Here is a 16861-nt window from a genome sequence, read left to right as displayed (position 1 = left end):
GCGGACCGGCCCCCGAGGCGGGCCGTCCCCGAGGCGGACTGGCCCCCGAGGCGGGCCGTCCCCGCGAAGGCGCGCGGCGGTCAGGGCCGGGGCACGTCCCGGCGCCGGAACGCGGCGAGCCCCACGGCGACCAGCAGGGCGTCGGCCACGAGCAGGACGATCACGCCCGCGGTGTCGACGGGGCCGGTGGGGGCGGTGCCCACCGCGCCGAACGGCGACAGGCGCATCTGCGCCTCGGTGAGTCGGAGCGTCGGGCCCATGAGGGTGACGACGACGGCGAGGGCGAACGGAGCCCAGGCCAGGACCTGCAGTCGCGGGGCCGCGCCGAACAGGCAGACGGAGACCCCGACGAACAGCAGCGCGGCGGGGAGCTGCCACGCTCCCGCGCCGAGGATCCGGCCCGCCAGTTCCGGGTCGTCGAGCACCGCTGCCGCGGACACGGCGAACGCGGCCGCGCCGGCGAGCACGACCACCGCGGTGCCGGCCGCCACGACCGCCGCGTGCCCGGCCAGCCAGGACCACCGCGACCGCCCGGCGGCGAGCATGAGCTCGAGTCGACCCGAGGTCTCCTCGCCGCGCAGCCCGCCGAGGGTCTGCAGCGCGAACCCGGCGCCGAGGAACCCCGCGAACGCGACGAGCATCTGCACGATCGTGTCGACCAGGGCATCCGGGTCGCCCAGGAAGACGGCCAGGTCCGGATTGGCGACGATGGCCTCCACCGTGACGTCCATGAGGGCGCCGTAGACGGCCATGAGCGCGACCACGCCGACCGTCCAGCCGGTGAGCGCGCCGAGGTGCTGGTGGAGAGCGGCCCCGGCGTGGGAGGTGCGCCACCGCGACGCGGTGGCGGGTCCCGTGCGGGCGGGCACCATGCCCGAGCCGAGGTCGCGGCGGGCCGCGAGCCACAGCGCGAGGGCGGCCAGCGCGGCGGCGGTCGCGAGCGACACCGCGAGCGGGAGCGGGGCCGGCTCGCCGAACGGCCGGGTGAGACCGTGCCAGCCGAGCGGGGACGCCCAGCTCAGCCAGTTCTCCTCTGCGTCGCCGATGCCGCGCGTGACGAGGGTCAGTCCGGCCACCGAGAGCGAGGCCGTCCAGACGGTGCGGTGGTGCGCGAGGACCTGGGCGAGGACGGCGGTGGCCGAGACGTAGACCCAGCCGGTGGCGACGATCGAGGCCACGTACAGCGCCGCGCCGCCGCGGTCCACGTCGAGCGCCAGTGTCGCGACCCAGAGGCCGGCGCCCAGTGCGAGGAAGACCCCGGCGACGACGACGAGGGCCGCCGCCGCCGGGGCGAGCCGGCCGACCCCGCCCGCCACGAGTAGTTCGGGTCGTCCGGACTCCTCTTCCCGCCGGGTGGAGCGCGCGGTCAGGGCGATCGCCATGAGCGGGACCCCGAAGCCGACGAGGAACGAGTACTCGTTCATCACCACGCCGCCCGTGGTGTCGAGGCCGGCGACCCGCCCGGTGAGCATGACCATCGACTCGCCGACGGAGGCGCTGTACGCGGCGAGCTCCTCCGGGGTGTCGTAGAGCGTGGCGATGGACAGTCCGGTGGCGAGGAACAGGGCGACGGCCCCGGCGACCCACGCGACCATCGCCGGCCAGCCGGTCCGGAGCGCGATGCGGGCGAGCAGAGCCGTACCGGCCAGGGGTGCGCCGACGAGGGGTGCGCTCATCACCGGGCTCCGGAGTAGGCGCTGAGGAACAGGTCGTCGAGGCTGGGCGGGGTGGCGGTGAGGGTGTGGACGCCGGCGGCGTGGAGGATGCCGGCGACCTCCCCGAGCGCGGGCGCCGGGACGTGGCAGCGGACGTCGTACCGGCCGTCGTCGGCGTCGCCGATCCGCAGGTCGTCGACGCCGCTCACGCGCTCGAGCGCCCGCGGGTCGGTGTCGGTGACGGCGTGGACCTCGGTGGTGGTGTGGCGCCGCAGATCGGCCAGTGTGCCGGAACTGACGGTCCGGCCGTCGCGGATGATGCTCACGCGGTCGGCGAGCGATTCGACCTCCCCCATGATGTGGCTGGACAGCAGCACGGTCGCCCCCGCGTCGACGGCCTCGCGGACGCAGTCCTGGAAGACGCGCTCCATGAGCGGGTCCAGGCCCGAGGTGGGTTCGTCCAGCACGAGCAGGTCGGCGCCGGAGGCCAGCGCGGCGATGAGCGAGACCTTCTGCCGGTTGCCCTTCGAGTAGTCGCGGCTGCGCTTGGTGGGGTCGAGGCGGAACCGCTCGACGAGCTCGTCGCGCCGGGCCGGCTCGAGACCTCCCAGCGACCGGCCCACCAGGTCGATGCACTGGCCGCCCGTGAGCCGCGGCCACAGCGTGACCTCGCCGGGGACGTAGGCGACCCGCGAGCGCAGCCGGACGGCGTCGCGCCACGGGTCGGCGCCGAACACGGTCGCGGTGCCGGAGTCGGCGCGCACGAGCCCCAGCAGGACGCGGATGGTGGTGGACTTACCGGCGCCGTTGGGCCCCAGAAATCCGTGGATCTCGCCGCGCCGGACTTCGAGGTCCAACCCGTCGAGGGCCCGCACGCCCCCGAACGTCTTGACCAGCCCCTCGACCCGGATGACCCCGTCGTCTTCTGAACGCATGACCAGCTCCTTCGCCCGATTACTGAAGATCATCCCGCGTTCCACGTCACAATGTGGCCATGCGCTCCGCACTGTCACGAACTGGAATGTCCGGCCACCGCGCCTACACGCCGTCGCTCCGCGACCGCCTGACCAAGGCCGTCATGACCGCCGCCGGATACCTGCCCGGTCCCCTGCTGCGCCCCGTGGCGGGTGCCCCCCGGCGCGTCGACGGGCAGGTCCTCGACCCGCATTTCCAGGCCGGGCTCCGGGTCATCTCGCTCATGTCCGAGGGGGAATACCAGGACCTCACCCTCGAGCGGGCGCGCTCCGTCGTCGAGCGGTCGGCCTACACCGTCTCGGGGAGGAAGATCGACCTCGCCGTCGTCACCGACATCGTCCTCCCGCTCGGCGGTGCCGATCCCGACCGCGCCGACCTGCCCGCACGCCTGTACTCGCCCGTCGACGGTGACGAGGCGCTGCCGGTCCTCGTGTACTTCCACGGCGGCGGGTGGGTGCTCGGCAGCATCGACTCGCACGACGCGACGTGCCGCTACATCGCCGACACCGGCCGCCTCAAGGTCATCAGCGTGGACTACCGGATGGCGCCGGAGTTCCTCTTCCCCACCGCCGCCGAGGACGCCCTGGCCGCGTTCCGGTACGTCCGCGACCACGCCGCCGAACTCGGAGTGGACCCGCAGCGCATCGCGGTGGGCGGCGACAGCGCCGGCGGCAACCTCGCCGCGGTGGTGTGCCAGCAGACCCGCGACGCGGGCGAGAAGACCCCGGACTTCCAACTGCTGTTCGTCCCGGCGACGAACATGTCCGCCCGGACGCGCTCCTACGAGCTGTTCGGCGACGGGTACTTCCTCACCCGCGGCAACATGGACTGGTACGAGCGCACCTACATCCGCTCGGACGACGACCGCCTCGATCCCCGCGCGTCTCCCCTGCTGGCCACGGACTTCTCGGGGCTGCCGCCGGCGCACGTCGCCACGGGCGGGTTCGACCCGCTGCGCGACGAGGGCGAGGCGTACGCCCGCAGGATGGCCGACGCCGGGGTGAAGGTGTCGCTGCGGCGGCATCCCACGCTGGTCCACCCGTTCGTCAACGCGGTGGGCGCGACCCCGCTCGCCAAGGCCGCGTTGTCGGAGGCGGTGGGCGCGATGCGGATGGCGTTGGCCTACTGACGCCGGGCCGTCACCTAGAGGTCGTTCTCGCGGAGCCACGCGCGCAGCCGCCCGCGTGCGTTGCGCCAGGGTGACACCGTGTTCAGCTGGATCATCCGACCCGCGGTGTACGTCCGGTACCACGGCGCGCCGTACAGTTCCGTGTCGTCCAGACCGTCGACGAGCGCGACGATGTGGTCCTTCGCCGCCGCGAACCCGCCTAGCAGGTCCGGCCAGGAGTCCTCGGCGTGGTCGGCGTAGAACTTCTGCGCCAGCTCGCCCAGCTCGTTCCACGAGTAGCCCTGCGCGGGGAGATCCGGCTCGATCCCCGCCCGGCGATCGGCGTGCCACGACAGGACCAACTCGCTCCAGCCGACGAGATAGGCGACCAGATCAGCCGGGCTCATCCGGGCCCCGGCCCTATGCCCCGGCAGCGAGGCCTCACGGGCGCGCGAGGCCGGAACCCTCGCCAGGTCGGCGGCGAGCCTGTCGTACGACTCCGCGAGTGCTCCCAGCAGCTCGTCCCTGCCGCGTGGAATCGCCACCATCGACCTCTCCGCCGGCACCGACACGGTCATCCGGAGTGGGGCCAGCGGGGCTCGAACCCGCGACCAGCGGATTATGAGTCCGCGGCTCTAACCAACTGAGCTATAGCCCCTCGCGTGACGGGCGTCTCGCCCACACGCGCGGCGCAATCGTAGCAAGGCGTCAGGTCGCGCCGTCCGGCCACCAGACCTCACGGACGTCGGCCAGGCCGTCGTCCACGACCGCGGGCGGCTCGTCCCACACCTGCACCCGCCGCGCGGGTGCCTCGTAGGCCGGCGAGCCGGGGTCGCCGGAGCGCACGAAGCTCACCCACGAGCCGTGCATCGCCGCGACCAGGTCCGGCGGAGCGGGCGCGTCCAGGTACGCGCGCACGTTCGCGGCCTCGGGGACGGACCAGAAGAAGGGCAGGTCCGCGCAGTGCACCGCGCCGCGGCCCGCCGCCCACCGGAAGTCGTACACCCACGTCGGGCCGCCGGCCGCGATGCGGGTCTCGGCGGCCCGCACGACGGTCGAGTGGATGGTCGCCGCGTCGACGACCGCCCCCACCGCTCGACGCAGCGACCGCCCCGACGACTGACGGGCCAATGCCCGCAGGCCCGTGGTGGGCAGCTCCTGCGACCGCAGGATCATCGCAGCGCCCGGCACCAGCGCGGGGCCCGGGAGCGCGCGGACGAGTCCCTCGAACTCGGTGGCCGTGGAACCGATGAGCAACGGCACCCCGAGCCCCGGCCCCTCCCCGATCCCCTCGAGCGGCGGCACGGGGACCGTCTCGTTGCCGATGGTCGGCCGGAACGGCATGAGAAACGGGTTGTCCCTGCGGAGGCGGCGGTGGAACTCGTCGACCGCGCCCCGACCGCCCGCCGCCAACTCGGCGGCCGTCGCGCCCTTGGGGGCCTGCGCGGCCGGAGACCGCAGCACCGCGGGCGAGGAGGCGATCCCGCGGTGGAACAGCCCGGCCGCCGGCGGCGAGGCCAGCAGGCACAGCACGGCGCCGCCGCCCGCCGACTGGCCCGACACGGTGACCTGCCCGGGGTCACCGCCGAAGGCCGCGATCTCGTCGCGGACCCACTCCAGCGCCATGATCCAGTCGCGCACCCCACGGTTGTCCGGGGCGTCGGGGAACGAGGTGAAGCCCTCGACGCCCAGCCGGTAACCCACGGACACCACGACGATGCCCGCACGGGCGAACGCGGTTCCGTCGAACCACGGCTGATGCGACGACCCCGACTCCCACCCGCCGCCGTGGATCCACACCAGGACCGGATGCCCGGCACCCTCGGGAGGCGCCCACACGTCGACGTGCAGAATGTCCGTGCCCGCGACGATCGGCTCGGGGATCGCCGGATCCGGGTCGAAGCGCAGGCGCTGCGCGGTGGCCGCCGGACGCGTGGCGTCGCGGACCCCGGGCCATGAACTCCGCCTGACGGGCGCCGCGAACCGCAGATCGCCGACCGGGTCCTCGGCATACGGGATGCCGTAGAAGCGGACCACGTCCCCCAGGTCGGTCCCGCGCACACGGCCGGTGGACACGGTGACCTCGACGGCGCTTCCTGCTCCGGGACGACTCATGGCGTCAGAGTAGCGACCGGGCCCGGGGACCCAGCAGAGGCAGCAGTAGAACAGGACAGCAATGCGGAGCGCTGAACGCTGCTGCACGAAATTCTCGAATGGCCGTCGGCAGCGGAGCCACCTGCTTAAGTTAGTCCTTATCACAACGCCTGACGCTGGGAGAACACAGTGCCGACTATCGAAGAGTCAGTCCGCCACCTCGCCGCGAAGGTTCGCGACCTCAAGACGCACATCTCCACCGAGGAGGCGACGAAGACCGCGTTCATCGCCCCGTTCATCCAGGACGTCCTGGGATACGACATCTTCGATCCGCGCGAAGTCATCCCTGAGTACGTGGCTGATGTCGGGCGGAAGAAGGGTGAGAAGGTCGACTACGCGATCAAAGACGGGGACGACTTCCGGTTCCTGATCGAATGCAAGACAGTCGGATCCCCGCTGAGTCTGGACCATGCCACCCAGCTCGTGAGGTACTTCAACGTCACCGACACCGAGTTCGCGATTCTGACGAACGGCGAGGTGTACCACTTCTACGCCCAGCTCGACGCGGCGAACCGGATGGACGAAAAGCCGTTCATGACACTGGATCTGACCGACATCGACGCCCGGATCTTTCCCCATCTCGAAAAATGCACGAAGAGCAAGTTCGACGCCGAGACCATCGTCGCCTCCGCCGAGCAACTGAAGTACGTCGCGGAGGTTCGCAAAGTGATGGCGGCTGAGTTCAAAGAGCCGTCGGATGAATGGGTTCGCTACTTCGCCAGTCGAGTGACGGCGAAGCGGTTGACCGCGCAGGTCCTAGAGTTTTTCCGCGACATAGTCGGAACCGCTGGGACACAGTTCGTCCGTGACGAGGCGAACCGCCGATTGCGTACCGCGCAAGACCTCGACGAGGAGGTCACGGCGGATGTCGCAGCGCCCACAGCCCCTGTCGACGCGGAGAACGCGGCGACGGACTCGTCGGACGATGGCATCACCACCACGCCGGAAGAGACCGAGGCCTATCAGATCATCAGAGCGATAGCCCGGCAACGGGTCCCCGCCTCGAGAGTGACCATGCGCGACGCGAAGACCTACTGCGCCATCCTGTTCGACGACAATAACCGGAAGCCGATCGCCAGATTGCGGTTCAATTCCTCCAACTGGAAGATCGGCGTCTTCGATGCGGACCGTCAGGAAGTCCTGATCCCCATCAGCACTCTCGACGAGATCTACGACCACGCCGATGCCATTCTGGCCCGGATTTCCGCGATGGAGGAGGAGTAGATCCGCGCACCGCGCGGGGGGATACATGACGACCGACAGGGATCAGATCATCGAGCGGCTGGCAGACGTCGCCAGCGCGCTGGACACCCGCGACTGGGACGCACTCGGGGCGCTGTTCACCGAGACCGCGACGGGGTACGGAGCACGTGGCCGCGAGGCGATCGTCGAGCAGGTCCGCGATCATCTGGGCGGCTGCGGTCCCTCACAGCACCTGCTGGGGAACCACCGCGTGGAGCTCGGGTACGACGGCGACCCGGACCGCGCCCGCAGCCTCACCTACGCGCGCGTGCTGCACCTGGGTGCAGACGACCTCGCGGGACGGTCCTGGGAGTGCTTCGGCGAGTACTCCGACCTCTGGGGGCGCACGCGCGAGGGCTGGCGGATCGCCTCGCGGCGGTTCCACGTGCGCTTCGACCTCGGCGACCCGAGCGTGCTGCGCCGCGGCTGAGACGGGAAACGAAAGAGGGCCCGCGGCGACAACGCCACGGGCCCTCTCTGCAGGAGCTCCCCCAATTGGACTCGAACCAATAACCCTTCGATTAACAGTCGAATGCTCTGCCAATTGAGCTATGGGGGATCGCTACCGGCCTTCCGGCTGCTGTGCCGGATACCGAGAAACCACCTTAGTGTGAACCACGCCGAGGAACCAAATCGGCAGGTCAGGCAATGTCCGGTGTGGCTCCGACCGCCTGCTCCAGCAGGCCGCGCCGGTACTCCTCCAGCGCCACCAGATCACCGAAAAGTGCCGAATACCCCTCCGGGTCCTCCGCCGGACTCATCCGCTGCACCTTGGACTTCAGGTCGGCGATCTGCCCCGACACCCACACCTCCTGAAGGCGCGCGAGCACCCCGGAGATGTAGCGCGGCAACGCCTCCTCCGACACGCGCAACGTCTCCACCGCGAGCACCCCGACCAGACGACGCAGGCCCTCGTCCTCCAGCCCCTGCGACACCTCGGCCACCCAGTTGACGCCGCTCTTGCCCGCCGCACAGCCCCCGGACCGCGACAGCGCCTCCGCGATCGCCGCGTACGCCGGGTGGGTGTAGCACTCGTCCGGCAGCGAGTCGAACAACGGGCCCGCCAGGCCGGGGTACTGCAGGGCCGCCTTCACGGCCTCGCGTTGCGGCCACAGCACCGGATCACCGGGGGCGGGAATCGGCACGCCCCTCGGCACCTCCGGAGTCCGCGGGGCCTCGCCGCCGTCGACCTCGTCGTCGTCGTACCCCCCTCGACCACGACCCGCGCCACCACGCTCGGCCGCGTCCCACCCCGGGCGGGCTCCCCCGCCCGGACCGCCCGGTCCGCGCCGGCGCGGACCCGAACCCGCCCCGGCCGAGCGTGCCCGGCCCTTCTTGCGCGATTCCTCGCGGACCCGGCGCACCACGGTCGCCGGATCGTCCCAGCCCACCCACCCGGCGAGCTGACGGGCGTACTCGTCCCGCAGTGACGAGTCGCGGATGTCCGCCACCACCGGCACCGTGCGCCGAAGCGCCTCCACACGACCCTCGGCGTGGTCGAGGTCGTAGTCCTCCAGCATCGACCGGATCGCGAACTCGAACATCGGGACCCGCGCCGACACCAGGTCCCGCACCGCGACGTCGCCCTTGGTCTGACGCAGATCGCACGGGTCGAGCCCAGGCGGCGCCACCGCGACGAAGGTCCGGCCCGAGAACTGCTGGTCGCCCGAAAACGCCCGCAGGGCGGCCTTCTTGCCCGCCTCGTCGCCGTCGAAGGTGTAGATGATCTCGCCGCGGAAGTAGTTGTCGTCGAGCATCAGCCGGCGCAACGTCGACAGGTGATCCTCGCCGAACGCCGTGCCACACGCCGCGACCGCCGTGGTCACGCCCGCCGCGTGCATCGCCATGACGTCCGTGTAACCCTCGACCACCACCGCGCGCCGCTGCGAGGCGATCTCCCGCTTGGCCAGGTCAAGCCCGAACAGCACCTGCGACTTCTTGTAGAGCATGGTCTCGGGCGTGTTCATGTACTTGCCCAGCGTGTCGTCCTCGAACAGCTTGCGCGCACCGAAGCCGATCACCTCACCGGCCAGGTTGCGGATCGGCCACAGCAGCCGGCGGTGGAAGCGGTCGATGAGCGTGCCCCGCGAACTGGTCTTGGACAGCCCCGCCGCCTCCAGCTCCTTGGGCTCGAAACCCTGCCGCATGAGGTGCTTGCTCATCGTGTCCCAGCCGGCGGGGGCGTACCCGCAGCCGAAGTGCTGCGCCTGCGCCATGTCGAAGCCGCGGTCGGTGAGGAACGTCCGCGCCGTCTCCGCCTCCGGGTCCTGCGCGAGCCGCTCCGCGTAGAACTTCTGCGCCGCCGCGTTGGCCTGCGCCAGCCGGGAGCGCGTGCCGCGGTCGCGCTGGACCACCTGCCCGCCGCCCTCGTAGGAGATGCGGTAGCCGATCCGGTCGGCCAGCTGCTCGACCGCCTCGACGAAACCGATGTGCTCCATCTTCATGAGAAACGCGAAGACGTCACCGCCCTCGCCCGTGGAGAAACAGTGGAAGTAGCCGTGCTGCGGACGCACGTGGAACGAGGGGGTCTTCTCGTCCTTGAACGGGGACAGCCCCTTGAGCGAGTCCGCACCCGCCGGCTTCAGCGCCACGTACTCGCCGACGATCTCCTCGATACGGGTGCGTTCGCGGATCGCGGCGATGTCCTGCTCCGGAATCCGCCCTGCCATGCGCCCAGAGTAGCCGCCCGCGCGGCGGACCGGCGTGGCCCCTCTTCGAGGCCGATACGCTGGGCTCATGATCGCCGCTTCACCCCGTCCGGCCACCCCCGTCGTCCTCCGCCGCCTTCACCTCGCGGCGGCCTCGGTCCTCGCCGCGCTCCTGGTCTGCCTGACGGCGTGGGGTACGCCCAGCGCCGCCGCGGAGCCGCCGTCGAACCTGCGGCAGCAGCTCACCGACTCCGCGGGCGTGCTCGGGGGCGACACCCGCGACGTGGAGAGCCGACTGGCCGAACTACGCTCCACCGACCAGATCCAGCTGTGGGTGACCTTCGTCGACACCCTGGACGGCATCCCGGTCGAGCAGTGGTCGCGGCAGACCCGGGAGCTGTCCGACCTGGGCGCCTCCGACGCACTGCTCGTGGTGGCCGTGCAGGACGGCCGGTACTGGTTCGAGTTCGACGACCCGGAGGGCTCCCCCGCCGACGACCAGCGGACCGCCCAACAGATCGCCGACCGCGACATCGAGCCGCGCCTGGCCGACGACGACTGGGCCGGCGCGGTCATCGGCGCCGCCGACGGACTCGAGCGGCAGGGCTCCGGTTCCGAGGTCTCGCCGTTCGCGATCATCGCGGCGATCGCGGTGATCGTCGTCCTCGTCGTCGTCCTGGTCCTGGTCACCCGCCGACGGCGCGCCGCCCGCACCGCGCGGCAGGCGGAGGACGCCCGCGACATCCCCGGCGACGACACCGCGCGGATGTCCGCCCTGCCGATCGACGTGCTCGACGCCCGCGCCCGCGCCGGGCTCGTGGACGCCGACCAGGCCGTGGACGCCTCCGCCACCGCGCTTGAGACCGCCACCGGCGAGTTCGGCGACCTGCGCACCAGGCCGTTCCGTGCCGCGCTCGACGCGGCACGCTCGGAGGTCGCCGCCGCGCACGGGCTCGTCCAGCGGCTCGACGACGACATCCCCGAGACACCCGATCAGCGCAAGGCGATGCTGCTCGAGGTGGCCGCCCGCGCCGAACGCGCCGAGCGCGGGCTGGAGGACCAGGCGACGGCGTTCGGCGAGATGCGTGACCTGCTGATCAACGGCGGCGCCTCCGTGGACGCGCTCACGCGCCGCGCGGTGGCCCTGCGCGCCCGGCTTCCCGAGGCCGAGAAGACCATGTCCGACCTCCGCGAGAGGTTCCCGTCCGCGGTGCTCACCTCCATCGCCGACAACCTCTCGCTGGCCGAGCAGCTGCTCGACGCCGCCGAGGCAGAGACCGGCCGGGCCCGCGTCGCACTGGCCCGGCCGGTCGGCGAGCAGGGCGAGGCCGTGGACGCCATCACCTCCGCCGAGGGCGAACTCGCCCGCGCCGAGAAGCTGGTCGACGGCGTGGACCACGCCGCCGACGACATCGCGACCGCCCGACGAGACCTCGAGCCGCTCGTCGCCGAGGTCGAGGAGGAGCTGGAGATGGCCGCCCGCCTGCTGGCCTCCACCGACGTCAGCGACGCGACGAGCCGCGACCTCACCGCTGCCGCCTCCGCCGGCCGTGACGCCGTCGAGGCCGCCCGCCGGGACGGGCAGACGGACCCGTTGGGGACGTTCTCCCGGCTCATCGAGGTGGACCGCGACCTCGACGAGGCGCTCGCCGCCGCCGGACACGAGGCCGAGGCCGCGGGCCGGGCCCGCGCCGCCCGTCAGGCCGCCCTCACCCGCGCGGCCGGCGCGGTCCGCGAGGCCGACGACTTCATCGGCAGCCGCTCGTACGTCATCGGCCAGGCCGCCCGCACCCGGCTCGCCTCGGCGAAGAACTCCCTCGCCACCGCCGAGGCCACGGTCGGACCGGCCGCGTTCCCCGCCGCCGACCGGGCGCTCAACCTCGCCCGCGAGGCGCTGCGGCTCGCCCAGGACGACGCCTCCCGGCCGCAATACACCGGGCGCTACGGGGGCCCGCACGGCCCCTACGGGCGTGGGGGCCGCGGCGGGCGCGGCGGCTCCGGCACCGGCGCCCTCGTCGGCGGCATGATCGCCGGCGCCCTCATCCAGGGCATGACCCGCGGCGCCGGGTCCAGCTTCGGCTCGGGCTCCAGCTGGGGCGGCGGCCTCGGCGGCGGCGGAGGGTTCGGCGGGGGCTTCGGGGGCGGCGGGTTCTCCGGCGGCGGAGGCGGCGGCTGGGGCGGCGGAGGCGCGGGCGGGCGTTTCTGACCGCGCTGTCGGACCCGCTGGCTAGCCTCTCTGTTCATGACACGTCGGCGGAAAGTCCTCATCGCGGTGATCGCGGTACTCGTCCTCCTGGTCGGTGCCGTGGTCGCGGCCGGCGCGTACTTCCGCCCCCTGCTGCTCACCGGCACCGGATACGCCGCGCACAACGCGTGTGCCCTGCACTTCCTCGTCGGACGAGAGGACCACGAGTCCGATCTGCCGCCCAACCCGCTCGTGCCCTACCTGCGCACGGCGATCGACGACGAGGCCGGGACCGCCACCGCCTCCCTGCTCGGGGTCGGCTTCCGGCAGACCGCGCACGTCTCCGAGCACGGCTGCGCCCTCGGTGGCCGCGCCGCGGGAGCCGAGAGCGGTGAGCCGCCCCCGCCGCTGCTCGAGGACGGCGGCCCGGGCGTCCGGCTCGCCGAGGCGACCGATGTCCCGGACGAGGTCTCCGCGGCCCTCGCGGAGACCGCGGCGCACGAGGGGACGCGGGGCCTCGTCGTCGTCCATCGCGGCGAGATCATCGACGAGTGGTACGCCGACGGTTTCGGCCCCGACACCCGCCAGCTCGGCTGGTCCATGGCCAAGAGCGTGGCCTCCACGCTCGTCGGGCGTGCGCAGCTCGAGTTCCCCGGCGCCGACCTCGACCCGGCCACCACCGCGCTCCGCCCCGAGTGGACCGCCGAGCGGGCGCGGATCTCGCTCGACCACCTGCTGCGCATGACCTCCGGCCTCGAGTGGGACGAGGAGTACGACCTCGGCACCCCGGTCACCCGGATGCTCTACCTCGAGCCGGACATGGCCGACTACGCCGCCTCCCAGCCGCCCGCCCACGCCCCGGGTGAGTACCGCCAGTACTCCTCCGGCACCACCAACATCCTCTGCGACCTCCTGCACGAGCGCACCGGGATGGGACCCGAGATGGCCGAGGAGTTGCTGTTCCGCCCGCTCGGCATGCGCAGCGCCGTCCTCGAGGCCGACGCGTCCGGCGGGTCCGTGTGCAGCTCGTACCTGTGGGCGAGCCCCCGGGATTGGGCGCGGTTCGGCCAATTCGTGATGGACGACGGCGAGGTGGATGGACAGCGGCTGTTGCCCGAGGGGTGGATGGACTACGCGACCGCGGGCGTCGCGGCGGGCGGCGAACCCGAGCCCTACGGCGCCCAGTGGTGGCTCAACCAGGCCGGCGACGGCGGCCCGCTCCGATTCGACCGGATGCCGGCCGATGCCTACTGGGCGTCCGGCCACGATGGGCAGTACGTCGTGGTGGTCCCCTCGGCCGACCTCGTGGTGGTGCGCACGGGATTCACCCCCGGCTCGAGCCTCGACGAGGTGGGCGTGGACCGGCTGGTCGGCGAGGTCGCACGCGCGGTCGGCTGACCGGCGGGCGCCCCGCTCGTCCGGTCACCGCGACCTCTGACCGACGGCAGCGGATGGCCGGGGTCAGCCCCAGGCGGCCTGGATGCCGGCGCTCGCGCGGTCGACCCGCTCGAGCCGGCTCTCGGTGTACAGGGCGATCTGATCGACGATCACCCGCATGCGCGCAGCGTCGTCGGGGGCCGAGTCCCACAGGGGCCGCAGCACCGGGTCGAGGCCCGCCGGCGCGGACTGCGCCAGGAACTCCGCGACCCGGTGGATGCGGTCGCGTTGCCGGTCCTGCCTCAGGCGGTGCCCCGGATCGCTCATCACGTAGCGGACGGCCATCGTCTTGAGCATGACGACCTCGGCCTCGACCTCGATTGGCACCTCGAGATCGGCACTGTAGCGACCGTGCGGCTTCGCGCCGTGCACCTCGCGGGTCGCGTGGATGGCGGGCATGACGAACCGGCCGACCAGCTCGCTGGTGAGGGCCTTGAGCGCGACGAACCCGGCGAAGCTCTCGTCGAACGGTTGCACCGCACGGACCACCTCGAGCGAACCCAGGCGTCCGGCGGCCTGCTCCAGCTGGTCGGCGTCCGGGCCGCGGAACTCGGCCGCGCCCAGCTCGGCGAGCGCCGCGACCTCCGACCGGTCGGACAGCGACCGCAGGTCCAGGCGGCCCGCGACGATCGCGTCCTCCACGTCGTGTACCGAGTAGGCCACGTCGTCGGAGAAGTCCATGATCTGGGCCTCCAGGCACCGGGTGTCCCCGGGCGCGCCCTGCCGTATCCACGCGAGGGTGTCGGCGTCGTCGGCGTAGGCGCCGAACTTCCGCGTCCCCTCCCGCGGCAGCCACGGGTACTTGGTGGCGGCGTCGAGGGCGGCGCGCGTGAGGTTCAGCCCGACCCCGCGACCGTCGGCGTCCACGACCTTGGGCTCCAACCGGGACAGGATCCTCACGGTCTGCGCGTTGCCCTCGTAACCGCCGAACGAGCGGGCGACCTCGTCCAGCGCGCGCTCGCCGTTGTGCCCGTAGGGCGGATGGCCGATGTCGTGACTCAGACCCGCGAGGTCCGCCAGATCCGGGTCGCAGCCCAGGCCGGCGGCGATGCTGCGCGAGATCTGGGCCACCTCAAGCGAATGGGTGAGCCGGGTGCGGGGGGTGTCCCCGTCTCCGGGGCCCACGACCTGGGTCTTGTCGGCGAGTCGGCGCAGCGCCGCCGAGTGCAGGACACGGGCGCGGTCGCGGTCGAACGGGCTGCGCTCACTGGCCTTGCCCCGGGCGCGTCCCGTCCCCTCGTCCACGCGCCGCTCGGCGTCCGCCGCGTCGTACGCGTAACCCGTCATGCCCGTCCCCTCCGGGCGTCGCCGCCCCGTCGTCCCACGGTCACCGGCTCATCCCGGGAAGTCCACATCGCTGCCGACGATCCGGTGGTACTGGTACCAGAGCACCGCTCCGGTCTCCCGGATGATGCTCATGATCTGGTTCTCGCGCGTCCACACCGCCGGCCCGTGCCGGGTCGGCGACGTCCACGCGTCCAGTCCGGCATCGCGAGCCATCATCCGCGAGCGGTACGAGTGCGTCGGGTCGCTGACCAGCACCACCGAGTGTCCGCCCTGGTCGCGCACCGTCTGTGCCACGGCGTCCAGACTGCCCTCTGTGTTCGTACCGGTCTCCACGGCCAGGACGGCCTCGGGGGGCACGCCGAGCCGGGTCAGATAGGCCCGGCCGGACCCGGCTTCGGTGTACAGGTCACCGGGCTGACCGCCGCCGACCGTGATGATCTGCGGCGCGACCCCCTCGTCGTACAGCAGGGCCGCGTGCTCGAGCCGGGCCTGGAACACCGGGGTCGGCACGCCGTTGTACTGGGCGGCCCCCAACACGACGATCGCATCCGCCGGCGTGCGGTCGTCGATCCGCGCGACGTGCCAGACGCGGAACGCGATGAAACCGGGGATGACCAGGCACAACAGCAGTGCGATGGTCAGGACCCAGCTGACGGCCCTGGACACCGCGCGGAGCGGGGACCCGGATCTTCTCACCCGACCAGTGTGCCAGGGGCGCCCGTCAGCATCCGATCAGGCGCTGGGCGAGGTACCCCTCCACCTGGTCGATGGCCACGCGCTCCTGCGCCATGGTGTCGCGCTCGCGGATCGTGACGGCCTGGTCCTCGAGCGTGTCGAAGTCCACGGTGATGCAGAACGGGGTGCCGATCTCGTCGTGGCGACGGTAGCGCCGACCGATCGCCTGCGCATCGTCGAAGTCCACGTTCCAGTTCTTGCGCAGCTGGGCCGCCAGGTCGCGGGCCTTGGGAGACAGGTCGGCGTTGCGGGACAGCGGCAGCACCGCGGCCTTGATCGGGGCGAGCCGGCGGTCCAGCTTGAGCACCGTGCGGGTGTCCACGCCGCCCTTGGCGTTGGGGGCCTCGTCCTCGGTGTAGGCGTCGATGAGGAACGCCATGAGCGACCGGGTCAGACCGAAGCTCGGCTCGATGACGTAGGGCACGTACTTCTCGCCCGAGGCCTGGTCGAAGTACTGCAGATCCTCACCGGAGTGGGTCTGGTGCTGGGTCAGGTCGTAGTCGGTGCGGTTGGCGACGCCCATGAGCTCGCCCCACTCGTTGCCGGAGAACCCGAACTTGTACTCGAAGTCGATGGTGCCCGCCGAGTAGTGCGCGCGCTCGTCGTCGGGGACGTCGAAGCGGCGCATGTTCTCCGGGTCGATTCCCAGGTCGACGAACCAGTCCCAGCAGTCCTCGACCCAGCGCTTGAACCACTCGTCGGCCTCGTCGGGCTTGACGAAGAACTCGATCTCCATCTGCTCGAACTCGCGGGTGCGGAAGATGAAGTTGCCGGGCGTGATCTCGTTGCGGAACGCCTTGCCGATCTGACCGATGCCGAACGGCGGCTTACGCCGGGCCGTGGTCATGACGTTCTTGTAGTTGATGAAGATGCCCTGCGCGGTCTCCGGGCGCAGATAGTGCAGGCCGGTCTCGTTGTCAACAGGGCCGAGGTACGTCTTCATCAGGCCGGAGAACAGCTGCGGATCGGTCCACTGCCCCTTGGTGCCGCAGTTGGGGCACGCGATCTCGGTCATCGGGGCGTCGGCCACCGAGTCGAGCTTCTTCTTGGCGGCGTACGCCTCCTGCAGGTGGTCCTGACGCAGGCGGGTGTGGCAGTTGCGGCACTCCACGAGCGGGTCCGTGAAGGTCTCGACGTGGCCCGAGGCCTGCCACACCTGGCGGGGCAGGATGATCGACGAGTCCAGGCCCACGACGTCCTCGCGGCCGGTGACGAACGTGCGCCACCACTGCTTCTTGATGTTGTCCTTGAGCTCCACGCCCAGGGGGCCGTAGTCCCACGCCGAGCGCGTCCCGCCGTAGATCTCGCCACACTGGTACACCAGTCCCCGGCGCTTGCAGAGATTGACGACGGTGTCGATGACGGACGCTGAGGATGCCACGTCGGGGGTTCTCCCTCTGATGAGTCGGTTGGCGGAGGTCTCGGGTGGACCACC

At 71.8% G+C, this 16861-nt stretch carries 13 protein-coding genes and 2 tRNA genes; 5 read left to right on the top strand and 10 right to left on the bottom strand.

What is annotated here, in order from left to right:
* Positions 1 to 80: 80 nt before the first annotated feature.
* Complete coding sequence (locus A6035_RS06125) at positions 81 to 1676, bottom strand: ABC transporter permease (RefSeq protein WP_108847044.1); 1596 nt, start codon at positions 1674 to 1676, stop codon at positions 81 to 83.
* Positions 1676 to 2590, bottom strand: coding sequence for an ABC transporter ATP-binding protein (locus A6035_RS06120; protein ID WP_167400714.1), 915 nt, complete (start codon positions 2588 to 2590; stop codon positions 1676 to 1678). The genes A6035_RS06125 and A6035_RS06120 overlap by 1 nt, the downstream gene beginning before the upstream one ends.
* Before the next feature lie 59 nt (positions 2591 to 2649).
* Between A6035_RS06120 and A6035_RS06115 the strand changes: the two genes are divergently transcribed.
* On the top strand, positions 2650 to 3759 hold the full coding sequence (locus A6035_RS06115; RefSeq protein ID WP_244192551.1) for an alpha/beta hydrolase: 1110 nt from the start codon (positions 2650 to 2652) through the stop codon (positions 3757 to 3759).
* Positions 3760 to 3773: 14 nt separating this feature from the next.
* Here A6035_RS06115 and A6035_RS06110 read toward each other — a convergent pair whose 3' ends face one another.
* From A6035_RS06110 to A6035_RS06100, 3 genes are all read right to left on the bottom strand, one after another.
* Positions 3774 to 4286 carry a ClbS/DfsB family four-helix bundle protein gene (locus A6035_RS06110; RefSeq protein ID WP_244192550.1) on the bottom strand — a complete coding sequence of 171 codons (513 nt, stop codon included), beginning with the start codon at positions 4284 to 4286 and terminating at the stop codon, positions 3774 to 3776.
* Positions 4287 to 4322: 36 nt separating this feature from the next.
* Positions 4323 to 4396 (bottom strand) — tRNA-Ile (locus A6035_RS06105).
* A 50-nt stretch (positions 4397 to 4446) separates the two neighbouring features.
* Positions 4447 to 5853 carry a carboxylesterase/lipase family protein gene (locus A6035_RS06100; RefSeq protein ID WP_244192549.1) on the bottom strand — a complete coding sequence of 469 codons (1407 nt, stop codon included), beginning with the start codon at positions 5851 to 5853 and terminating at the stop codon, positions 4447 to 4449.
* 168 nt (positions 5854 to 6021) lie between these two features.
* On the opposite strand from A6035_RS06100, the gene A6035_RS06095 reads away from it, so the two are divergent.
* Both A6035_RS06095 and A6035_RS06090 read left to right on the top strand, forming a co-directional pair.
* Positions 6022 to 7116 (top strand): type I restriction enzyme HsdR N-terminal domain-containing protein, encoded by a 1095-nt coding sequence (locus A6035_RS06095; RefSeq protein ID WP_108847040.1) that lies wholly within the window; start codon positions 6022 to 6024, stop codon positions 7114 to 7116.
* Between the two features lie 25 nt (positions 7117 to 7141).
* Complete coding sequence (locus tag A6035_RS06090) at positions 7142 to 7564, top strand: nuclear transport factor 2 family protein (protein WP_108847039.1); 423 nt, start codon at positions 7142 to 7144, stop codon at positions 7562 to 7564.
* A gap of 56 nt (positions 7565 to 7620) precedes the next feature.
* Here A6035_RS06090 and A6035_RS06085 read toward each other — a convergent pair.
* Both A6035_RS06085 and dnaG read right to left on the bottom strand, forming a co-directional pair.
* A tRNA-Asn gene (locus A6035_RS06085) sits at positions 7621 to 7693 on the bottom strand.
* 82 nt (positions 7694 to 7775) lie between these two features.
* Positions 7776 to 9803 carry a DNA primase gene (dnaG, locus tag A6035_RS06080; protein ID WP_108847038.1) on the bottom strand — a complete coding sequence of 676 codons (2028 nt, stop codon included), beginning with the start codon at positions 9801 to 9803 and terminating at the stop codon, positions 7776 to 7778.
* 67 nt (positions 9804 to 9870) lie between these two features.
* Between dnaG and A6035_RS19155 the strand changes: the two genes are divergently transcribed.
* Together A6035_RS19155 and A6035_RS06070 are read left to right on the top strand one after the other, a co-directional pair.
* On the top strand, positions 9871 to 11988 hold the full coding sequence (locus A6035_RS19155; protein ID WP_108847037.1) for a TPM domain-containing protein: 2118 nt from the start codon (positions 9871 to 9873) through the stop codon (positions 11986 to 11988).
* Between the two features lie 36 nt (positions 11989 to 12024).
* Entirely contained in the window at positions 12025 to 13365 is a 1341-nt protein-coding gene (locus A6035_RS06070) for a serine hydrolase domain-containing protein (protein ID WP_167400713.1), read from the top strand.
* 63 nt (positions 13366 to 13428) lie between these two features.
* Here A6035_RS06070 and A6035_RS06065 read toward each other — a convergent pair whose 3' ends face one another.
* The 3 genes from A6035_RS06065 to A6035_RS06055 are packed head-to-tail and all read right to left on the bottom strand — an operon-like array spanning position 13429 to position 16807.
* Positions 13429 to 14691 (bottom strand): deoxyguanosinetriphosphate triphosphohydrolase, encoded by a 1263-nt coding sequence (locus tag A6035_RS06065; RefSeq protein ID WP_108847035.1) that lies wholly within the window; start codon positions 14689 to 14691, stop codon positions 13429 to 13431.
* Positions 14692 to 14739: 48 nt separating this feature from the next.
* Positions 14740 to 15357 carry a YdcF family protein gene (locus tag A6035_RS06060; RefSeq protein WP_108847034.1) on the bottom strand — a complete coding sequence of 206 codons (618 nt, stop codon included), beginning with the start codon at positions 15355 to 15357 and terminating at the stop codon, positions 14740 to 14742.
* 55 nt (positions 15358 to 15412) lie between these two features.
* The gene (locus tag A6035_RS06055) at positions 15413 to 16807 is read right to left on the bottom strand and encodes a glycine--tRNA ligase (protein ID WP_061913756.1); all 1395 of its coding nucleotides are present in this window, start codon (positions 16805 to 16807) and stop codon (positions 15413 to 15415) included.
* Between the last annotated feature and the right edge of the window lie 54 nt (positions 16808 to 16861).

Origin of the sequence: Dietzia lutea (assembly GCF_003096075.1) — a bacterium.
Lineage (GTDB): Bacteria > Actinomycetota > Actinomycetes > Mycobacteriales > Mycobacteriaceae > Dietzia > Dietzia lutea.
Note: the sequence above shows the minus strand (reverse complement) of the source record. Positions and strands in the feature narration are given on the sequence as shown.

Coding starts and splice junctions, on each gene's coding strand:
- A6035_RS06125 (WP_108847044.1), bottom strand. CDS start 1,676: ATGAGCGCACCCCTCGTCGGCGCACCCCTGGCCGGTACGGCTCTGCTC.
- A6035_RS06120 (WP_167400714.1), bottom strand. CDS start 2,590: ATGCGTTCAGAAGACGACGGGGTCATCCGGGTCGAGGGGCTGGTCAAG.
- A6035_RS06115 (WP_244192551.1), top strand. CDS start 2,650: ATGCGCTCCGCACTGTCACGAACTGGAATGTCCGGCCACCGCGCCTAC.
- A6035_RS06110 (WP_244192550.1), bottom strand. CDS start 4,286: ATGGTGGCGATTCCACGCGGCAGGGACGAGCTGCTGGGAGCACTCGCG.
- A6035_RS06100 (WP_244192549.1), bottom strand. CDS start 5,853: ATGAGTCGTCCCGGAGCAGGAAGCGCCGTCGAGGTCACCGTGTCCACC.
- A6035_RS06090 (WP_108847039.1), top strand. CDS start 7,142: ATGACGACCGACAGGGATCAGATCATCGAGCGGCTGGCAGACGTCGCC.
- dnaG (WP_108847038.1), bottom strand. CDS start 9,803: ATGGCAGGGCGGATTCCGGAGCAGGACATCGCCGCGATCCGCGAACGC.
- A6035_RS19155 (WP_108847037.1), top strand. CDS start 9,871: ATGATCGCCGCTTCACCCCGTCCGGCCACCCCCGTCGTCCTCCGCCGC.
- A6035_RS06070 (WP_167400713.1), top strand. CDS start 12,025: ATGACACGTCGGCGGAAAGTCCTCATCGCGGTGATCGCGGTACTCGTC.
- A6035_RS06065 (WP_108847035.1), bottom strand. CDS start 14,691: ATGACGGGTTACGCGTACGACGCGGCGGACGCCGAGCGGCGCGTGGAC.